The organism is Carnobacterium sp. 1290_CSPC (assembly GCF_001053265.1).
Lineage (GTDB): Bacteria > Bacillota > Bacilli > Lactobacillales > Aerococcaceae > Aerococcus > Aerococcus urinaeequi.
Map to the genome: position 1 here is coordinate 85374 of NZ_JVVG01000024.1, position 19839 is coordinate 105212.

The 19839-nt window shown below is 40.1% G+C and carries 19 protein-coding genes; 3 read left to right on the plus strand and 16 right to left on the minus strand.

The features are described from left to right. Positions 1-52: 52 nt before the first annotated feature. The 7 genes from thiI to AC973_RS01905 form a co-directional block, all read right to left on the minus strand. Positions 53-1270 carry a tRNA uracil 4-sulfurtransferase ThiI gene (thiI, locus tag AC973_RS01870; RefSeq protein ID WP_048726553.1) on the minus strand — a complete coding sequence of 406 codons (1218 nt, stop codon included), beginning with the start codon at positions 1268-1270 and terminating at the stop codon, positions 53-55. 13 nt (positions 1271-1283) lie between these two features. Next, the gene (locus AC973_RS01875; RefSeq protein ID WP_048726813.1) at positions 1284-2429 is read right to left on the minus strand and encodes a cysteine desulfurase family protein; all 1146 of its coding nucleotides are present in this window, start codon (positions 2427-2429) and stop codon (positions 1284-1286) included. Positions 2430-2675: 246 nt separating this feature from the next. Further along, a complete protein-coding gene (locus AC973_RS01885; protein WP_048726558.1) occupies positions 2676-4391 on the minus strand; it encodes a septation ring formation regulator EzrA in 1716 nt (571 codons plus the stop codon). Positions 4392-4679: 288 nt separating this feature from the next. Next, positions 4680-5291: a 30S ribosomal protein S4 gene (rpsD, locus tag AC973_RS01890; RefSeq protein ID WP_003143535.1), complete on the minus strand. Its 612-nt coding sequence runs from the start codon at positions 5289-5291 to the stop codon at positions 4680-4682. A gap of 222 nt (positions 5292-5513) precedes the next feature. After that, entirely contained in the window at positions 5514-6203 is a 690-nt protein-coding gene (locus AC973_RS01895) for a 5'-methylthioadenosine/adenosylhomocysteine nucleosidase (RefSeq protein WP_016897643.1), read from the minus strand. Between the two features lie 40 nt (positions 6204-6243). Then, positions 6244-7101 carry a hypothetical protein gene (locus AC973_RS01900; protein ID WP_048726561.1) on the minus strand — a complete coding sequence of 286 codons (858 nt, stop codon included), beginning with the start codon at positions 7099-7101 and terminating at the stop codon, positions 6244-6246. Positions 7102-7113: 12 nt separating this feature from the next. Then, entirely contained in the window at positions 7114-7659 is a 546-nt protein-coding gene (locus tag AC973_RS01905) for an NUDIX hydrolase (RefSeq protein ID WP_048726564.1), read from the minus strand. Between the two features lie 279 nt (positions 7660-7938). Here AC973_RS01905 and AC973_RS01910 point away from each other — a divergent pair, with 279 nt between their 5' ends. The 3 genes from AC973_RS01910 (at position 7939) to AC973_RS01920 (ending at position 10140) form a co-directional block, all read left to right on the plus strand. Continuing rightward, entirely contained in the window at positions 7939-8574 is a 636-nt protein-coding gene (locus AC973_RS01910) for a 5-bromo-4-chloroindolyl phosphate hydrolysis family protein (RefSeq protein WP_048726567.1), read from the plus strand. A gap of 12 nt (positions 8575-8586) precedes the next feature. Next, a complete protein-coding gene (locus tag AC973_RS01915) occupies positions 8587-9792 on the plus strand; it encodes a toxic anion resistance protein (RefSeq protein WP_048726570.1) in 1206 nt (401 codons plus the stop codon). 102 nt (positions 9793-9894) lie between these two features. Continuing rightward, a complete protein-coding gene (locus AC973_RS01920) occupies positions 9895-10140 on the plus strand; it encodes a GlsB/YeaQ/YmgE family stress response membrane protein (RefSeq protein ID WP_048726574.1) in 246 nt (81 codons plus the stop codon). A 171-nt stretch (positions 10141-10311) separates the two neighbouring features. Here AC973_RS01920 and AC973_RS01925 read toward each other — a convergent pair whose 3' ends face one another. From AC973_RS01925 to ftsA, 9 genes are all read right to left on the minus strand, one after another. Continuing rightward, the gene (locus AC973_RS01925; protein WP_026465385.1) at positions 10312-10524 is read right to left on the minus strand and encodes a cold-shock protein; all 213 of its coding nucleotides are present in this window, start codon (positions 10522-10524) and stop codon (positions 10312-10314) included. A 1-nt stretch (position 10525) separates the two neighbouring features. After that, a complete protein-coding gene (gene ileS, locus AC973_RS01930; protein WP_048726578.1) occupies positions 10526-13312 on the minus strand; it encodes an isoleucine--tRNA ligase in 2787 nt (928 codons plus the stop codon). A gap of 355 nt (positions 13313-13667) precedes the next feature. Beyond that, positions 13668-14579, minus strand: coding sequence for a DivIVA domain-containing protein (locus tag AC973_RS01935; RefSeq protein WP_048726581.1), 912 nt, complete (start codon positions 14577-14579; stop codon positions 13668-13670). Between the two features lie 12 nt (positions 14580-14591). Further along, the gene (locus AC973_RS01940) at positions 14592-15383 is read right to left on the minus strand and encodes an RNA-binding protein (RefSeq protein ID WP_048726584.1); all 792 of its coding nucleotides are present in this window, start codon (positions 15381-15383) and stop codon (positions 14592-14594) included. A gap of 100 nt (positions 15384-15483) precedes the next feature. Beyond that, the gene (locus tag AC973_RS01945) at positions 15484-15735 is read right to left on the minus strand and encodes a YggT family protein (protein ID WP_016897656.1); all 252 of its coding nucleotides are present in this window, start codon (positions 15733-15735) and stop codon (positions 15484-15486) included. After that, positions 15728-16300 (minus strand): cell division protein SepF, encoded by a 573-nt coding sequence (locus tag AC973_RS01950; protein ID WP_048726587.1) that lies wholly within the window; start codon positions 16298-16300, stop codon positions 15728-15730. Before AC973_RS01950 ends, AC973_RS01945 begins: the two co-directional genes overlap by 8 nt. A gap of 15 nt (positions 16301-16315) precedes the next feature. Beyond that, complete coding sequence (locus AC973_RS01955) at positions 16316-16996, minus strand: YggS family pyridoxal phosphate-dependent enzyme (RefSeq protein ID WP_048726590.1); 681 nt, start codon at positions 16994-16996, stop codon at positions 16316-16318. A gap of 1 nt (position 16997) precedes the next feature. Continuing rightward, complete coding sequence (gene ftsZ, locus AC973_RS01960; RefSeq protein WP_016897659.1) at positions 16998-18266, minus strand: cell division protein FtsZ; 1269 nt, start codon at positions 18264-18266, stop codon at positions 16998-17000. A 23-nt stretch (positions 18267-18289) separates the two neighbouring features. Further along, complete coding sequence (gene ftsA / locus AC973_RS01965; RefSeq protein ID WP_048726593.1) at positions 18290-19729, minus strand: cell division protein FtsA; 1440 nt, start codon at positions 19727-19729, stop codon at positions 18290-18292. Positions 19730-19839: the final 110 nt, after the last annotated feature.

A 19839-nucleotide genomic window follows, 5' to 3' on the forward strand; every position in this document is an offset into this window, starting at 1 on the left:
AGTATAACAATAACGTTAAGGAGAACTCAATTCAAAAGGGTTACACCTTACATTATAATAATTCGCTAAAAGCGTCTGAATCTTCCTTGTTGCGCGATCCAGGCATAATTTTTTCGCCCATAGCACCTTCAACAGCCCGTTGTACTAAACCTTCAATATCTAATTTTGCCTCGTAGTAGGCAATATCATCCAATTTTGGCTTAGTTTTTGGTGATGGTGGCGCAAAGACGGTACAACAATCTTCAAATGGTTGTATAGATAAGTCAAAGGTATCAATTTTTTGCGAAATATCGATAATTTCCAATTTATCCATAGCGACAACTGGACGGATAATCGGCGTTGAAGTCACTTCATTAATAGCGAACATTGATTCTAGTGTTTGTGATGCCACTTGGCCAATCGATTCACCGTTTATAATCGCTAAGCCATTGTATTGTTTTCGCAATTCATCTGAAATACGCATCATCATCCGGCGGGTAATGGTCATCAAGTAAGCCGGGTTTACATGCTCTTTAATGGCTTCCTGGGTTTCCGTAAATGGCACTTCCACAAAGTTAATCCAGCCACCAAATTTCGTCAGTTTTTCCGTTAAGTCCTTCGCTTTATTCAAGGCTTGTGGACTAGTATAGGGTGGTGAGGCAAAATGGACAGCCGTGATCCGCATCCCACGTTTCATGGCTAAATATCCGGCTACCGGTGAATCGATCCCACCTGATAACATCAATACTGCATTTGCAGATGTCCCTACTGGTAATCCGCCTGCCCCGTTAATCCATTCTGACGATACCAAGAAATCTTGTTCGCGCACTTTGACACGAATGGTTAAATCTGGTTTCTTCATTTGAACTTTTAATTCAGGGAATTCTTCCGCCAAAAAGCCACCCAAGGCTTGGTTGATATCATTTGTATCCATTGAATAGTTGTGGTCTGAACGCGATGTTGCCACTTTAAAAGATTGCACGCCATTTTTAGCGATTTCAGCCTTCACTAATTTAACGGCTGCTTCTTTTAACGAGTCGAAATCGCGCTCTAATTCAATCGCTGGTGAGAAACTTTGAATACCAAATACCTTTTCCAAACCAGCAAGGACCTCATCTTGAGGCGCCCCATTTAATTCCATAAACATAAAGTCATATTGTTGGTTGATTTTAATGTCTGGGTATTCACTTAAAGCTTCGCGGATATTTCGGCCTAGGGTTGTCACGAAGTTACGCTTGTTCTTACCCTTCGTCGATAATTCACCGTAGCGAATCATAATTAATTCTTTCATATTACCTCCCGTATTATTGAATGCGTTCAAATTTCTTCATTAGTTTCGTATATACATCGATAAATTGGTTGACTTCAGCCATGGTATTGTCTTTTCCAAAACTTAAACGAATGGCTTGTTTAGCCCAAACTGGATCCACCTTCATTGCCCCAAGTGTAGACGAGCTATTGTTGACGGCACGACTTGAGCAAGCACTAGTTGTAGACACGATGATATCCTCATCTTCCAAGGCATGAACCATCACTTCCCCGCGGACACCTTTTAAGGCGAAACATAGGACATGTGGCGCTGCATCTTCAGGACTAAAGACTTGGACAAGGTCTGTATGTTCGGCAAAAAAAGCGCGCAATTTGTCTTGCATAGCAACCTCTTTGGCCTTCACATCCTTGGCTTCAGCTAGAGCCATCCGGAGGACTTTTGCAGTCGCTGCAATCCCCGCTAAGTTTTCAGTCGTTGACCGTTGGCCCATTTCTTGGCCACCGCCATCAAGCAAATGACTAATCAAACGGTTTTGTTTCTTATATAAAATACCGATGCCACGTGGGCCGTTAAACTTGTGGGCTGAAAAACTCATCAAGTCAACACGGTCATGGATTAATGGTTTTTCAAAAGTTCCGACACTTTGCACACCATCAACATGGTAATGGATGGTCGGATATTTTTCTAACAAGTCACCAATTTCAGCAATCGGTTGAATAGCACCAATCTCATTATTGACCGCCATTACAGATACTAAAATCGTCGTCTCTTTGATCGCCGCAGCCACATCTTCAACATGGACTTTCCCCAATTTATCAGCCGGTAGATAGGTAATCTCAAAGCCATTTTGACTCAAGGTTTCCATGGTATTACGGACAGATGGGTGTTCCACACTTGAAACGATAATGTGGTTACCGTGGTATTTCAGCTTTTCCATCGCGGTTCCTTTGATGGCCCAGTTATTCGACTCCGTACCACCTGAAGTGAAAAAGATTTCCGTTGATTGTGCGCCTAGCAAGTCGGCAACTTGTTTACGCGCTGAATTTAATAGTTTTGATGCTTCAGTCCCCAACTTATGCAAACTAGACGGGTTACCGTAATATGTCTGCATGACTTGTGTCATCGTTTGTAGTGCTTCCGGCGCAATTTTCGTCGTTGCGCTGTTATCAAAATAGATCATTTCTGACATGGTCGTTCCTTCCTTTTTCCCTTTTCAACTCTTAACATATTATAGCCATATATCACAAATTGCAAGTAGCTGGCCCCAAAGTAACCAACCTTAACTTGACAGCCTCTATCTGGAAAATAAATACCCGCTAAATAGCCTGGATTCATCCTTTTCCAACCTAAAGCTTATAGTTGATAAATAGCTACTACTGACTAAAAACAGCAAAAGACCGAGCACATGTCTCGGTCCTTTCTAAAATTAGCCTACTTGATTTTCTTGGTCATACTGCTGAATGATTTCTTGTCTTGCACCTGGTTGAATTTGGTCAACCGCTTGGGCAATATTTTCAAAGGCATCTTCGTATAAAAATTCTTTATCGAATAAATAATATGACCGTTCTATTACCGCGTTCAACTCTGGATGTTGCGGACGGTAACGGTTCGCGTATTGGATCGCTGACTCTGTTAATTGGGCAGCGCGGACTTGTTTTTCAGTTTCATCATCCAAGTATTCAATCGCCTTAGCAATTTGATCGGTTAGATTTTCAATTTCTACCATGTCTAATTTGACACGGTTTAATGATTCTGACAATTGATCAATGCGGTCGCTTGTATCGAAGAAGTAATCTAAGTACTCATTAGTCAAGCCTGGTAAATGATGAATTTCTACTGAACGCTTGATGTTACGCAAATCAAGTTCGAACATGTATAAGTCATCGCGCGCATCACGCTCTCTTTGACGTAGGTTAGCCAAAGCCACAACAATCGCTGATTGACCTTTGTCAATTTCAGCTAACTGGTCATAGATTTCACGATAACGTATTTCCATATCTGAATAAGCAATTTGGTGTTCTGCTAATTGGTCATCTATTGTTTTCAACACGTCTTTTTGCCGTTCAATTTGATCAGCGTATTCTTGCATTTTACCCATCTCATTGTCATATAATATGTAATTTTGCGCTACACGGTCAATTTCTAATGCCCCATAGCGGTTGCTTTGTGTTACTTGTTCCAAGCGGCGTTGAACAGCACCTTGGTTTTTCCCAATATACTCTCTTGAAGCAATTTCTTTCTCCATCAAAGTATAAGTATGGTCGATCTGTACCCCAGCAGCTTCCATTAGTTCAGAAGCTTGGGTCAAGTCTGCATCTGACACAGCCTTTTTAGCTTCAGCTACTTTCTTTTCAGAGGCAGAAATTTCTTTTGGAATATCAACATCAATAGGGAAGTGGAAGTTTTCCTCTTCCATATGTGCAAAACCTTGTTGCATATCGGCCACTTGTTCCACATATTCTTCGTTTAACTTGCTATACAAATTCGGAATTTTTTCCATCATTTGCTCTAATTCGTTCAAGTCAGCATCGATTTGTACCAATACCTCTTGAGCGCCTATGAAATCACCATCATTCATTTGTTGGTGATACTTAGTGAAATCAAGTTCGATATAAGCTAAATGGTGCTCTAAGGTTTCTAGGGCATCGCCAAATTTATAGCCGTGTGCCAGCAATTGTTTACGTAAGGCTGCGTAGCGCTCGTAAGTTTCTTCATGCTTGTCTTCAGATGCTTTTTCACTGGCTAATATTTCAGTTAAACGGTCGTTGATGCCATTCACTTCATCCTTCGTTTCTTCTAGGATGGTTTCTACTTCGTCAGCAACACTTCTTGCTTTAACGATGTTGTATTTATCCGTGTAATCTTGGGCAGAAACTAATGCTGCCTCGATCTCTGGTAAACGAAAGCGAGTGATGGTTTGCCACTTGGCTTGTTCACTCTCGTATACTCTACGCGTTGCTCCCGAAACATTCTTGTTGCGCAGTGTATATAGTTTGTCCGCTACCGGAGTAGACATGATCTCTTGTTTTTGTTCATCTAATTCAATATTGGCTTGAGTTTGTTTACGTCCTAAATAATAAATCAGTCCGTAACCAAGTAATACCAATATAATTAAGATTAACAATGCTATTAAAAACGGCACACGCACGCCTCCTTCTATCCGTTGATATTTTATAAAAATTTTTAAAGGTTATTTAACCCCTATATTATCATAATTCAAACAAAAAAAATATGCGTTATATTAAAATTGCATTTCAAATCAATCGATTAAACAGTTTCCAGCTGAAACCTTTTTCCCAAAATACAATTTCTCTAACAAAATGACGTCCATCGTTTCAATCTGACTATCTTTCTGGTTTGTATCCATCTCTACAGCAAATAAAAAAGCCGGAACAATGTCCCGACCTTTTTGCTAACAAGTCATCTAAAATTAGATTAATTTGTTGTAGTATTCAACGACTAGAGATTCGTCGATTTCTTGGTTCATTTCGTCACGTTGTGGTAAACGAATTAAAGAACCTTCTAATTTTTCAGCGTCGAATTGTACGTAAGGTACGTGACCGTATAAGCCTTCAACTGCTTCTTTAATTACTTTAACATCTTTAGATTTTTCACGTACAGAGATTACTTGCCCTGGTTGAACGCGGAATGATGGGATATCAACACGTTTACCGTCTACAGTAATGTGACCGTGGTTTACTAATTGACGAGCTTGACGACGAGTAGTCGCTAAACCTAAACGGTAAACTACGTTATCTAAACGTTGTTCTAGTAAGATCATGAAGTTAACACCGTGTTTACCTTCTTTGATTTTACCAGCTTGAACGAATAAGTTAGCAAATTGCTTTTCGTTCATACCGTAGATGAAACGTAATTTTTGTTTTTCTTGTAATTGTAAGCCGTATTCAGATAATTTAGCACGACGACCATTACCATGTTCACCTGGTGCGTATGGACGACGAGCGATTTCTTTACCAGTACCTGAAATTGAGATACCTAAACGACGAGAAACTTTCCAGTTAGATCCTGTAAAACGAGACATTATATATTCCTCCATAAAAATAAAATTTTGGAGTAAAATAACCTTTTAAATTGACCGCATTCGTGCATTTCACCTTAGCGCTTTCGTCTTCTGCAGCCGCAGACTACTTGGCTTACTGACGGTTGTCAGTGGTTGAAATGTTGACGAGCTTGCTTCAATTTTGCTGCATTATTTTACACGCAGTCCATCATACCATTATTCTTGGCCTTCGTCAATGATAACTTAATTTAAATGTTTTAAATAGTTCAGAGTCACTTTAGCGGCATTTTGCCCTGCCGTCACCACAAATTCATCAAAGACCACATTAGCGTCTTGTTGAGCGGTATCAGAAATTGCTCGAATGACAATACAATCAACACCAAACTGGTGGGCTACTTGCGCAACAGCAGCTCCTTCCATCTCAGCACATTGCGCCCCTCTAAATGTCTGATATAAATCATTCACTTTATCAGTATCGGCAATAAATTGATCTCCTGTTAAGATCAATCCGGTTGTCGCATTTAAATCTGTTTCATGATAAGCATCTAAGAAGCCTTGAATTAAGTTTTCTGGCGCCTTATAACGGGCTGGCATTGTAGGCACTTGGCCTAATTCATAACCAAATGCACGGGCATCCGCGTCATGGTACATCGTCGCTTCCCCAATGACAATATCCCCAATTTGACGGTCTGGTGCAAGGGCCCCAGCTGACCCAGTATTGATGATTAAATCTGGGTTCGTTTGGGCAACAAGTGTTGTCGCGATTGCGGCGTTTACTTTCCCAATCCCGCAACGGGCTACAATGATTTCGTGCCCTTCGTACGATGTTGTCCATACTTCTGTTGACCCAACAATTTCACTAACACTTAGGCCTAGGTGTTCTTTATAGTAACCAATTTCTTCTTCCATTGGGCAAATAATTGCTACTTTCATCTATTATATACTCTCCTCCATTTAAATTGATTTAATTTGATTAAACATAAAAAGCGATAATGGTCAAAATGATACTCCCTAGAGTTAACAGGATAATCGCGATATTTAGGAAACGATCAATTTTAGTTGGCCCGAAAAAGGACTTACCTTTTCTAGATTCTCTGTCCGTTTGTTTAGCATCCGCATCCAATTGACCTGCATGTTGACCAAACTGATTTGCCTTATCCGGATTCGCTTCAGCATTTCCTGCACCGAAAAAAGCTTGTTGTGATTGGTCACTTCCTTCATTATCGTCTACTAATGTTTCGTCATCTCTTTCATCCTCTACTTCTTCCTCAGAAGGGCCAAAAAGGCGTTCTCTAAATGACAGCCGTTTTTTATTTTCCTTAGTAGTCTCTTCTACTGAAGGTTCTTCCGCAAGCGGCGTCGACGTTCTAGCAGCGGTCACCACATGGTCGTCCTGGTTGGTCCAAGCACCCTGACCGTTAGAATACTGGTCGGTTGGTCTTTGGCTTGTCGGAGAAAAATTTGGATTTGTTCTATTTGTCATTGGTCGTTCTGGTCTAGATGCCCGGTCAGATTGACGAGCTTTTGCTTGCTGACTTTTCTTTTCATAAAGAGCTTGGTTGAGCATATCCGCAGAAAATTTCCTTGGCGCATCGAAGTCTTCATCACGTTTAAAGACATGAGTACTACCATCAGTTGCATCCCGGTTAAAGGTTGCTGATTTTTTGTGACGTGCATCACGAGCCGCTTTATATGTCGTTGATTGACTGGGTCGCTTACTTTCTTGAATTTCGTCCGCAACTTCACTAACCGTTTTGTCGGTGTGGTCGATCTTATTTTTCAAGGCCCGGTACTGGGCACGTGTTAATTGTGGTTCTTCATCTGGCGTCATATATGTCACCTACTATCCTTGTAATGTTAAAATTTGCCAATATTGAATGGCGTAAATGGTCTTCATATCGGAAATCTCTCCTGAGGCAATGGCTGCTTTCGCTTGACCAAAGTCTAGGTATACGAGTTCGATATTTTCATCGTCGTCTTGTGCGGGTGGCTCTGGTAAGTCAGTAACGTTTTGGCAGGCATACATTTGAATGAATTCATCATTATAACCTGGCGTCACATAGAAGCCGTCTAGTTGCTGCCAATTTTCACCAGCCATCCCTGTTTCTTCCGCAAATTCTCGTTTAGCGGCCACCAATAAATCTTCATTAGGATCTACTAATCCAGCTGGCACCTCTAAACTGACTGCTTCAATTCCTTTTCTAAATTGGCGGACCAATACAATTTTATCGTCCCGTAAGGCGAAAATACCGACTGCCGGTCCATGGAAAATGAGTTCACGATCTGCAAGTTCACCATTTTGCAAACGGACTTGATGCTTCTCTAAGTTTAGAATCTTTCCTTCGTATAAGGTTTCTTTTTTAATTGTTTTTTCACCAAATGTCATCATGGTCACCCTTTCTTAAACATTATATTCGTACTTTATCTTTATATGTATATGTATATTTACTGTGATTCTGCTTTTAATTTTGGTGGCTACTCCACTTCATTTTAGCATTTTTATCTACAGTATGGGCTAAAAGGCGAAATTTTAGGGATTTATTTACATTTTCAACTTGCTTCTATTGTATAGGAATAAGCTACTATTTTTAAATAAGACTAGAGGCCGATGTTGATTGACCCCTGGTCCACTATAATAAAGTTAAATCAATCAAAGGAGTGACTAAACATGAACCGCCCGCTTCAATACATCGCAAAAATTGGTCAATATCCTTTTTACTGGCCGATGAACGTGACAATCATTTTTCTATTGTTTGTATTTGGTACCCCCTACTACCAAATTACTTTCTGGGTGTTGGCACTATCTTTCTTAGTCTTTGTAATCAGTAATATTTACACGGCCAATATCGCTGACCATCAAAGTAACCGTGAAAGATATAAACCAAGACGGGTACCCAAATCAAGAAAGGCCATCTATGAGGAAACTGACTTAACTGACCAAGAGATTCATTTTTTCCGGTCCGAAATGGCTGAAGCCTTGGATACTATCGAAACAATCTTAGGGTATGAAAACTACAATACCCATTTAAATATGGTATTTAAACGTTATGATACAAGCAAAGTCTTGAAAAGTTATTTCCAAGCCATTACACAAGCGCCAGATCGTCTAAACCAGGCGACCGATTTCCTATATCATGTGCTCCCAAATTTAAAGGGCGCACTTGAACAATATACGGCCATTAATCAAGCAATGGATAAATCGCCACGGAAAATTCAAAAGTTGACTAATTTACGTGAGGAAATCGCAGACTTAGCCCAACAAGGGCAAAGTTCATTCGATAGCTTCACTAATGACCCTGAGTAAAGGAGAACCTTGATGAAAGAAGACAAAAATCAACCAGTAAACAAGCAATCTGATAATATTTCTAAATCAGTAGATGATTTAATCGCCAACCCCTTCCAAGATGCGACTTTAGCCAATTCGCCCTTAGAAAACTTAGCCAATACCGATGAGGAAACTGGTATGGAACAGACGATCTACCAGCAATTATCTAAAGACCGTCAAGACCAAGCTAAAGCCTTATCAGAAAAAATTGATGCTAGCGATAGCCAATCCATCGTTTCATATGGTGCCATGGCCCAAAAACAAATCGGTGACTTCTCACACCAAATTATCGCCCAAGTTCAAAACCAGGACTTAGACGTTGTCGGAGAACAGTTACGGGAATTATTAGCCCGTTTAAATGACACGGACCCAAGTCAATTAACCAACCAAAAGCAAAATCGCATTCAACGTTGGTTTAAGAAACAAAAGGCCTCTTTATATGAAATGAATGCCAAATACCAAAAAGTTGGCTACCAAATAGATGAAATTGCTGGCCACTTAACCCGTCAAAAGAATGGTTTATTAAATGACAATCTGCAACTGGATAGTTTATACCAACAAAACTTAGAATTCTTTGAAGCCTTAAATGTCTATATCGCTGCTGCTCAAATTAAAGCAGAACGACTACGTCAAGAAGAATTACCTGCCTTAAAAGATCAAGTTACGAGCGAACACGATCAAATGACCATCCAAAAAATTGCTGACTTAGAGCAATTTATTAACCGTCTTGAGAAACGGATTTACGACTTGGAGCTAACACGCGAAATTACTATCCAACAAGCACCACAAATTCGTTTAATTCAAAATGCCAACCAAAACTTGGCTGAGAAAATCCAATCATCTATTTATACAGCCATTCCTTTATGGAAAAACCAAATCGCTATCCAATTATCCCTATACCGTCAAAAAGATGCTTTGGATGCCCAAATCGCTGTGACAGATACCACTAACCAATTATTAACAGAAAACTCTGAATTGTTGAAACAATCATCACTAGAAACAGCAAGACAGTCTGAACGTGGTGTGGTAGATATTGAAACCTTGAAACACTCACAACAAAACCTGATTGATACCATTACTGAGACCATGCAAATTCAAGAAGAAGGACGGGCAAAACGTCTACAAGCTGAACGTGAAATGGTACAAATGGAGAATGAATTAAAACAACATTTACTTAATGGTAGTCAAAAAAAATAAAATGAACATTTTAAGGTGTTATCATTTCATCTGATTTAGCACATATGTTATACTATATATATGGACAAAACGTCCAATACAAAATGAAATGGAGGAATTATCATGGGCTGGTTATGGTCTTTAATCGTCGGTGGACTTATTGGTTGGGGTGCAGGTGCAATCCTAGGTAAAGATGTCCCAGGTGGCGTTATCGGTAACATTATCTGTGGTATGTTAGGTTCTTGGGTAGGATCTACTTTCTTACAAGACTTTGGTCCTGTAATTGGTGGATACGCAGTGATCCCTTCACTAATCGGAGCTATCGTATTAATCTTAGTATTAAACTTTGTCTTAAAACGTTTAAACTAGTTTAACTATACATTCAATTAAGGGCGCTGAATCAAACGGTTCAGTGCCCTTTTTTTATACCCTATTTTCAACAATCCTCTGACCCATTTGACGAGGAAGTCAAAAGCGGTAGCGACTAAGACTTAGTGTCTAATCGCTACCGCTTTATCTATATTATTCAATTAGCTATCATTAGCCTAATTCAATATTCACTGCTTGAGGCCCACGTTTTCCTTGGGCAATTTCAAACTGTACCTTTTGACCCACTTCTAATGAAGTTTGGTCTAAGTGCCGTAAAGCTGAAAAGTGCACGAAGATATCATCTTCTTCTGGAAAATCTGGTAACTCGATAAATCCAAAGCCTTCTTTTTCATTAAAAGTCTTTACAAATCCGTAATAGGTCATCTTAATTCTCCTCTTCAACTAAAGCTTCAGGATAGTGGTTGATGACGATGTCAGCACAACGTGCACATAAGTGCGGTGCTGCTTCAATTGTACCAACTTCTTCGTAAACCCCGCGACAACGGTCACATGTTTCACCATGTGCATGTTCAATCGCTAAGCTGTAACCTTCGTAAGCTGTAACATCTGCACCAGCTTCTGAAAGGTCATGGATTTCTAATTGCGATACCATCAAGTATGTCGCTAATTCTTCTCCGACACTATCAAGTAATGCTTTGGTTTCTTCATTGGCAAAAATATGTAATTTCGCTTGTAATGATTTACCAATCACTTTTTCTTCACGAGCCGTTTCTAATGATTTGTTGACATCAGACCGCAAGGCCATAAAGGCAGACCATTTTTCTTCTAAAGTGTCTGCATTTTCATAAGTCACTACTTCAGGGAAGTCAGCTAATTGGGCGTATGCTTCCTCTTCTTGTAGGTATGTCCAGATTTCTTCAGTTGTATGTGGAATAACTGGTGTCAGTAAAGTCGTCACGGCTTTAGCTACTGCATACATAACCGTTTGCATGTTACGACGTTTTGCTGATTCTGGTAATTCAATGTAAACAACGTCTTTAGCGTAGTCTAAGTAGAAGTTAGACATATCTAAAGTTAGGAAGTTGGTGATTTCATGGTTGACAGTCATAAAGTCGAAAGTATCGTAAGCATGACGTACATTGCGCACCATTTCGTTTAGACGGTTCATCATGTATTGGTCAATTGATGCTAGATCTTCATAGGCAACTGCATCTTTTTTCACATCAAAGTCATACAAGTTTCCTAGTAAGAAACGTACAGTATTACGGATACGACGGTAGTTTTCAGCAACTTGACCTAAGATATCGTCAGAGATACGGACATCGTAGTAAGTGTCTACTGAAGATACCCAAAGACGTAAAATGTCTGCCCCACGTTGTTTGATGACGTCGTTTGGTGACACTGTGTTCCCAATTGATTTGGACATCTTGCGACCTTCACCATCGTTAACGAATCCTTGAGAAAGGACTGAACGGTATGGTGCTTCATCGTTTACTGCGACTGATGTTAATAGTGATGAATGGAACCAACCACGGTATTGGTCAGAACCTTCTAGGTACATGTCAGCCGGGAATGTTAGGTCTTCACGTGTGCGTAATACGCCATGGTGAGATGAACCAGAGTCAAACCATACATCCATGATATCCATTTCTTTGGTGAATTCACCGCTTGGCGATGCTGGGTGCGTAAAGCCTTCTGGTAATAAGTCTTTCGCTTCGCGCTCAAACCAGATATTTGAACCGAATTCGTCAAATAGGTTGGCTACATGTTCGATTGTTTCTGGTGTACATACAGGTTCGCCATTTTCTGCGTAGAAGATTGGCAATGGAACACCCCAAACACGTTGACGTGAAATTACCCAGTCTTTACGGTCACGGATCATGTTGTAGATACGTGTTTGACCAGATGGATGCCACCATTTCACTTCATTGTCGATGACGTCTAAAGTACGTTCACGAATTTTTTCTACTGAACAGAACCATTGTGGTGTTGCACGGTAGATAACCGGTTTTTTCGTACGCCAGTCATGTGGGTAAGAGTGAGAGAAGTAATCTAGTTTTAGTAAACGATTATTTTCTTTCATTTTTTCGATTGAAATCTCGTTACCTTTTTCGTAGAAGACACCTTCAAAACCTGGTGCTTCATCTGTAAAGTGACCTTGGTCATCTAATGGTGATAGAACATCTAAATTATAGTTCAATGACGCAAAGTAGTCATCTTCCCCGTGTCCAGGCGCCGTATGGACTAAACCAGTACCTGATTCAGTTGTTACGTGGTCACCTAAGATTAGCAATGAGTCACGGTCGTAATATGGATGTTCAGCAACCATATACTCCAAGTCATTACCTTTAACTGGTTCGCCTTCAACTGTGTAATCTGCCCATTCTAATTCCGTTGCTAGGCTATTCACTAAGTCAGTTGCAACCACAAATTTACGGTCAGCAACAGCGACTACTGAGTATTCAAAGTTTGGATTTACAGCGATAGCCATGTTAGATGGAATAGTCCAAGGTGTTGTTGTCCAGATAATGAATTCTGCATTCTCTGGTAATTTGCCTTTTGTATCGCGTGCTTTAAAGGCTACGTAGATTGAAGGTGATTCAACGTCTTGGTATTCAATTTCAGCTTCAGCTAAAGTAGATTCTGAAGATGGTGACCAATAAACTGGCTTAGCCCCTTTATAGATCAAGCCTTTTTCATACATGTCACCGAATAAACGGATTTGTTGCGCTTCAAATTCTGGTGCTAATGTTAAGTATGGGTTCTCCCAGTCACCAGCAACACCTAAACGTTTAAAGTCATCACGTTGGCCGTTAATTTGTTTCCAAGCGTATTCTTCACATAATTTACGGAATTCAGCAACTGTCATTGACTTACGGTCAACACCTGAATTGGTTAAGGCTTGCTCGATTGGTAAACCGTGCGTATCCCAGCCTGGTACGTAAGGTGACCGGAAGCCAGACATAGATTTTGAACGGATGATAATATCTTTAGAGATTTTATTCATGGCATGTCCAATATGAATGTTCCCATTTGCATATGGTGGGCCATCATGTAGGACCCATGGTGTTTTATCTTTATTTTTTTCTTGACGTTGTGCGTATACGTCTTCTTCGTTCCACTCAGCTTGGCGCTCTACCTCTTTAACAGGTAAGTTACCGCGCATTGGGAATTTTGTTTTTCCTAAATTTAATGTTTCTTTCATTTTCATCGCGTAATGCCTCCTCATCGATTTCCTAGAAATAAAAAAAGCCCCATCCGCAAAAGGGACGAAGCTACCGTGGTACCACCCAGATTTTGTATACCACAAATAATGCGGTATACACTCAATAACTTTATCGCAGTCAACGGTTTACCTACTTGGGCAATAACGCATTACCTGTTCAACAAACTACTCCTGGATGATAATAAATAACTTTTCTCGCTCTAATTCGCAGCTAACATAGATTCTCTTTCGATAAATTACGTTATTTATTGTGTTCCACTCTACGTGTTCTATTTCCATACGTCATAATATTACTATAAAAATATTGTAAAAACAACTTTTGTCGCGCAAATACTCCTGATTATTCTTCAGATTTATCTGCTGCATTGGTCAAATCAGCTTCTGTTGACTCGGATTGTACCAGTTCGTCTGTCACATCTTCCGCGTCAGTTGTTGGTTGGTTTGTATCAGTTTGATCAGTAGTTTCAGCTGCTACCACTTGTGTTTCTTCAGCCGCATCAGGTGTATTTTCTGAACCAGTATTTTCTGATGAAGCAGTTTCTACAGATTCGCTAGCATTTTCTGCTACAGCACTTGTTTCTGCTTCCTCTACTACCGGTTCACTGTCTTTAAAACCACTAAAAACTGGCGCAATAGCTGGAATATCATTGTTAAAGAACTCTTCTTTACGTTGTTCTTTTTCAGCTTTTTCAGCAGCTGCCTCAAAGATTGCTTCCCCTTTATTTGACCGTACTGGTAGATCATAATCTTTCACCACTTCATCTAATTGTGGCGTCGGCACATCACCAACTGGTTTTTCAAAGAATAAGTTCTCCCAACGTGGGTCTTCGTACATATCTTTGGCTTGTAAAATCATACCAAAAGATTGGTGCAAGTAAGTACGAGCAGCTTCTTGTAGATTATCTGTTTCCGTATTAATAACAGCCGCTTTCTCAGCAGCTTCAGCAAGCAAGCGACGGGCTTCTTCTTCAGCACTTTCTACAATTAAAGAGGCTTCATTTAACGCTTCTTCACGCAAACGGTCAGCTGCTTCTTGGGCCACAAAAATCGAACGGTTAACTGTCGCTTCCTTGCGGTGGGCAGCATCTACTTCTTTATTCGCTTCGTTTAATTGGTCTTGTAAAGATTTATTTTGGTCCTCTAACTTCTGCATTGAGACGCGGACTTTATTCAAATAGTCATCTACCTCAGTTTTACCGTAACCTGAGATTTTCTGTTTAAATTTCATATTTTTAATTTCTGATGCGCGCATAAAATGAGCCTCCTATTTGTTTTTGATGATCTCAATCGCTACTCTAATTTTACCCTTTTTGGTTTCCATTTGGGTAGCCACATATTTCAATCTGCCATAGCCTCGTATTGAAGCAATGTCCCCTGGATTTAATAGCCTTTTCGCGTCTTGCACTTGCGCCCAATTGAGTTTAGCAGCGCCACCCTCAATCAGTAACTTGGCCTTCGCTCTTGGAATTCTAAATCCATCTGAAATCATAGTATCAAATCTTAATGAAGAAAGTGTGATTTCCATGGGTTGCCAGTCAGATTTTGGTTGAATAATTTGGTCAAAATGATTAATTTTCACCAGCTTGACTTTCGAACCACCTATCTTATCCATTTCAAAGCTAAGAAAATCGGCGATTTTCTCGTCGACGAAGAATTGCCATTTCTCCCCAGCCTGGATAATATCTCCGATACGGTTACGTTCAACCCCTTGACCTAGAATAGTTCCTAGTATTTGCCGGTGCTCAATAGTATTAAACTTGCTGGCATAGTGAATATCAAATGGGGTAATTTCAAAATCAGCCGGTTGAATTTCGTAATAAGTCGGCGCTAGTACACACCGTTGGTTCTCCGCATTAGGATAGCCACCGAAAAATTCATAATGAATTTCATCGTCTTGGCCAATGATCATTGATACAATGGCCACTTCTCTTGGATTCAAAAACGGGGTCACTACCGGTGCATATTGGTCTAAGACCAGATTCATCCAGTCCGTCACTTTTTCAACAAAGGCATGTTCGTCTGGTTGAAAGTGCTGTAAAACTTCATAGTTTGCCAAGAGTTGTCCATCCCTTTCTATCAGTTGCTTGGTTCTATTATACAAAAAAATCGGGTAGATACCTAGACCCACCCGTTTGATTTAAAAGTTATTGTTATGGTTAGCGTAAAATATTTAAGCCGTTAGAAGCTAATTGTAGGACAAGAACGCCCACAATCACTGAAAATGAAATGCCTCCTAAACTAGGTAGGATACTATCAAAGAATGATAAATATGGGTATGCTAGTCGGTCAATGATTTGACCAAATTTAGAATCTCTAGCTCCTGGGAACCAAGATAATAAAGCATATACTACTAGCACTAGTGTATAGACATAGATTAAATCTTGAAGAATGTTCACTAAACTATTCACGACTTTCACCCTCTCGATCCCAAATATTGCCACGGTCGCGAGATGCTTTGCCATGTGTATTTGTATATTCTTCATACAAACCTTCAATTTGTACAGTTTCTGGAACGGCAATAAATACGTCAGTTGCTACACGTTGTAAGTCCCCATTCACGGCATATACAACGCCTGTCATATAATCGATAAATCGACGTGCATCTTCATCTGACATTTGTGACAGATTTAAGACCACTGATTTATCGCCCAATAATGATTGACTGATTCGCTCAGCCTCAGCAAAAATGCGTGGTTTAAAAATTTCTACAGTAGCCACATTTTTACGAGACTCACTTAAATTCACTACATTATTTCGCGTTGCATCGTTTGCCATCGTTTTGTTTTGCTCCTTAGTTGGTTGTTCAAATGTAAATTGTGCTTGACTAGTTTGAGCAGCTTTAGCTGGATTTTCAGCAACTGGCTCTTCAAATGACTTTGAATCACTAGTATCTACCGTCTCTTGCTCATAGTAGTCGTCTTCAAAATCATCATCATTGTCAAAGAAATTTGCAAAATAGTCTTTAAAACCCATATTGGATTCCTCCGTTTACTCGGTTTCTGTGTTAAATATAGCTGAACCTACTCTGACAAAATCAGCGCCCTCAGCGACTGCAATTGGATAATCACCTGACATCCCCATGCTCAAGTGTTGGCACGGTGCATAGTCTTTACCCAAAGCTTGCACTTGATCTCTTAATTGACGCAAGTTGGCAAAATAATTGTGAATCTCTTCATCCGTCGCGTCAATTGGTGCCATTGTCATCAAGCCCACAATCTCTACTTTAGGAAATTCCGCCACTGCTTCGATAAAGGCATCAAGCTCAGCTGGTGCAATCCCATGCTTAGATTCCTCGCCAGAAACATTGACCTGTAGGAAGCATTTGATAACCTTGTCCGCCCGCTTGTCAATTTCCTTGGCCAGTTTTAACCGGTCAAGGGCATGGAAATAATCGATCTCATTAATGATATCTTTGACCTTACGGGTTTGCAAGGTGCCAATTAAATGCCATACAATATCGTCTGCCATAGCAGCAGATTTTTCCTGGAAGCCTTCTGGACGATTTTCTGCAAAATGTCTCACGCCTGCATCATATACTGTGTTTGCTTCATCTATTGAATGGTACTTAGAAACGCAAATCAGCGTCACATCATTTGATGATAACGCTGATGATTGTTGTGCATTTGCAATAATGCCTTCAATAGACTGCACGTTATTGCGAATTGTCATATTAACGACGACGCTTTCTGAAGAATGGTGGTGTATCTAATTCATCGTCATCTGAGTTGTGTGATGAGTAATCATTTTCTACAGGTGCAGATGGTGCGTCATCAAAAGTTCTGCGTGAACGGTTTGAATCTTCATAACGGCTGCTATCGAAGTCGTTGAAGATGTCGCGGTTTTCTTCTTGGCGACGTTCAGTCACTTGTTTTTCTTTAAAGTTGTCTGGTTGGTTAGCGAAATCGCGACCTGAACTTTGTTGGAAAGCAGAGTGGCCGCCAGAACGTTTAGCACGTTTTTCATCGCGACGTTTTTCAGTATCAATACCAGTTGCGATAACTGTTACGATAACTTCGTCTTCTAAGTCTTCAGCAATTGTAGTACCAAAGATGATGTTTACTTCTGAAGAAGAAGCTGCTGCTACGATATCCGCTGCATCTTGTGCCTCGAATAGCGTTAAATCGTCGCCACCCTTGATGTTTAATAGGATTTGCTCAGCACCATCAATAGAAACTTCTAATAATGGAGATGAGATAGCTTTCTTAGTTGCTTCAGCTGTACGGTTTTCACCAGTAGAAGCACCGATACCCATTAAAGCAGTACCTTGGTCAGCCATTACTGTACGAACGTCAGCAAAGTCTAAGTTTACGTAACCAGGTGCAGTAATCAAGTCAGAGATACCTTGAACACCTTGGCGTAATACGTTGTCAGCTTCACCAAATGCTTCACGCATAGGTGTTTTCTTGTCAACGATTTCTAATAAACGGTTGTTTGAGATAGTTACTAAAGTATCCACATGTTGTTTCATTTCTGCGATACCTTGAGCAGCTGAGCGACCACGTTTTGGTCCTTCAAAAGTGAATGGACGAGTCACAACACCTACAGTTAGCGCACCGATTTCTTCTTTAGCGATACGGGCTACGATTGGTGCGGCACCTGTACCAGTACCACCACCCATTCCGGCAGTGATGAAGATTAAGTCAGCACCTTGTAATGCTTCGCGGATTTGATCTTCTGATTCTTCAGCAGCTTTAGCCCCAACTTCTGGTTGAGCACCGGCACCTAAACCACGAGTAGATTTAGGTCCAAGTTGGATTTTAATATCAGCTTTTGAGTTTTTCAAAGCTTGTGTATCAGTATTTGCAACAATAAATTCAACGCCACGTACGTTCTCCTCGATCATACGGTTAACAGCGTTGTTACCACCACCACCAACACCAACTACTTTGATTGATGCGTTATTCATATCCATGTTTTCGTATTCGAATTCCATATCCATTTTATATCCTCCTGGTAATTAAATTAAACAAAAAAGTCTTTGAAGAAATTTTTAATTTTATCAACTGGGCTTTCTTCTTCGCCCGCTTCAGTTTCGTCATTTAATTCATCATATTGGCTAGCTGGTCTTTCTTCATAATAGGTTTGTTCATTATTAGAAGGCGATACGCTAGGTTTATCGTTAGCACTATCATCTTTTACTTGTTTGTAATTGTCAACTGATTCTGTTTGCTTTGTGCTAGCAACTGGCTCTTTTGGCGCAACAGTTGGTTGACTAGTCCGAGTAGTTGGTGCGACCTGTACTTGTTGCCCATTATCTTGTGCTAAGTGATGAATGTCATCTAATTGCGCCACATATTGGATTAAACCAACCGCTGTGGTAAAGATTGGGTTACGCAAGCCGACGTATTCTGGAATGTAGTAACGCACTTCATGGCCAAACACTTCTTCAGCTAAATCTAAAACACCAGGTAATGATGCTGCCCCACCGGTCACAATAGTACCACCTGGTAAGGCAAAGGCTTCGATTTTATCTAGAGGTTTTTTCAATGTTTCGAATATTTGACGTTCCCGAGCTTCAATAATTTCAGCTAAGTAATGTTCACTCACACGTTCTGGATTCACCTTACCAATTGTTTCAACTGGGAAGAATTCTGAATCGCTCGTATCTTTAGGTAGGGCATAGCCATATTCTAATTTGATTTGTTCAGCATTTTCAATTGAGGTATTCAATATAGTCGAGATATCTTTTGTAACAAGTTCCCCACCTTCGTGGTCAACCGTTGCAAATTTCAATTGATCATCGTGGAATACAGACACACTTGTTTGTCCGCCACCCATGTCAATTAAGATTGTCCCAAATTCACGTTCACTCTTACTCATCGCAGCGTATGCATTTGCATAAGATTGAACAACTAGGTCACGAATATTCAAACCTGCCATTGCCACGCAACGACGAATATTATGAACGAGTGTTTTTGGACCAGTGACTAAGCTAGCGTATAACTCTAGTCTTACACCAATCATGCCACGTGGGTCTTTAATGTTGTCAAAGCCATCAACAATGAATTCCTCCGGCATCACTGAAATAATTTCTCTTTCAGCTGGTACTGAACGAACTTTTGCTGCCGCTAAAACATTTTTGACGTCCTTATCTGTAATCTCTCTGTTGTCATTTGACACAGCGATCATACCGTAACAAGGTTCGATGTTCACCTGATTACTTGGGACAGCTACAATGACATCGTTAATCGTATAATTAGCTTTTTGTTCGGCTTTTTTAATCGCGCGCTTGATAGACTCAACAGTCTTGTCAATATCTACAATCACACCTCTACTGAGTCCTTGTGAGCGCTCATGACCTACTCCAATAACATTAATTTGTTGGTTAACATATTCTGCAACTACTACTTTTATTGAAGTGGTTCCAATATCTAAACTTGCAAAAATTTCTGGCTGAACCATGTTTATTGAAACCTCCTAGAAAATTTAATATTTAATCGTATCGTTACTATTTTAACATAGACGGTACCAATTACCAACGGAATTACCGCTACTTCCTCATAGAAATTGTT

Excerpts from the sequence above, each read along its gene's own strand:
- thiI (WP_048726553.1), bottom strand. The coding sequence starts at position 1,270 with ATGAAAGAATTAATTATGATTCGCTACGGTGAATTATCGACGAAGGGT.
- AC973_RS01875 (WP_048726813.1), bottom strand. The coding sequence starts at position 2,429 with ATGATCTATTTTGATAACAGCGCAACGACGAAAATTGCGCCGGAAGCA.
- rpsD (WP_003143535.1), bottom strand. The coding sequence starts at position 5,291 with ATGTCTCGTTTTACAGGATCTAACTGGAAAGTTTCTCGTCGTTTAGGT.
- AC973_RS01895 (WP_016897643.1), bottom strand. The coding sequence starts at position 6,203 with ATGAAAGTAGCAATTATTTGCCCAATGGAAGAAGAAATTGGTTACTAT.
- AC973_RS01900 (WP_048726561.1), bottom strand. The coding sequence starts at position 7,101 with ATGACGCCAGATGAAGAACCACAATTAACACGTGCCCAGTACCGGGCC.
- AC973_RS01905 (WP_048726564.1), bottom strand. The coding sequence starts at position 7,659 with ATGATGACATTTGGTGAAAAAACAATTAAAAAAGAAACCTTATACGAA.
- AC973_RS01910 (WP_048726567.1), top strand. The coding sequence starts at position 7,939 with ATGAACCGCCCGCTTCAATACATCGCAAAAATTGGTCAATATCCTTTT.
- AC973_RS01915 (WP_048726570.1), top strand. The coding sequence starts at position 8,587 with ATGAAAGAAGACAAAAATCAACCAGTAAACAAGCAATCTGATAATATT.
- AC973_RS01920 (WP_048726574.1), top strand. The coding sequence starts at position 9,895 with ATGGGCTGGTTATGGTCTTTAATCGTCGGTGGACTTATTGGTTGGGGT.
- AC973_RS01925 (WP_026465385.1), bottom strand. The coding sequence starts at position 10,524 with ATGACCTATTACGGATTTGTAAAGACTTTTAATGAAAAAGAAGGCTTT.
- ileS (WP_048726578.1), bottom strand. The coding sequence starts at position 13,312 with ATGAAAATGAAAGAAACATTAAATTTAGGAAAAACAAAATTCCCAATG.
- AC973_RS01935 (WP_048726581.1), bottom strand. The coding sequence starts at position 14,579 with ATGCGCGCATCAGAAATTAAAAATATGAAATTTAAACAGAAAATCTCA.
- AC973_RS01950 (WP_048726587.1), bottom strand. The coding sequence starts at position 16,300 with ATGGGTTTTAAAGACTATTTTGCAAATTTCTTTGACAATGATGATGAT.
- AC973_RS01955 (WP_048726590.1), bottom strand. The coding sequence starts at position 16,996 with ATGACAATTCGCAATAACGTGCAGTCTATTGAAGGCATTATTGCAAAT.
- ftsZ (WP_016897659.1), bottom strand. The coding sequence starts at position 18,266 with ATGGATATGGAATTCGAATACGAAAACATGGATATGAATAACGCATCA.
- ftsA (WP_048726593.1), bottom strand. The coding sequence starts at position 19,729 with ATGGTTCAGCCAGAAATTTTTGCAAGTTTAGATATTGGAACCACTTCA.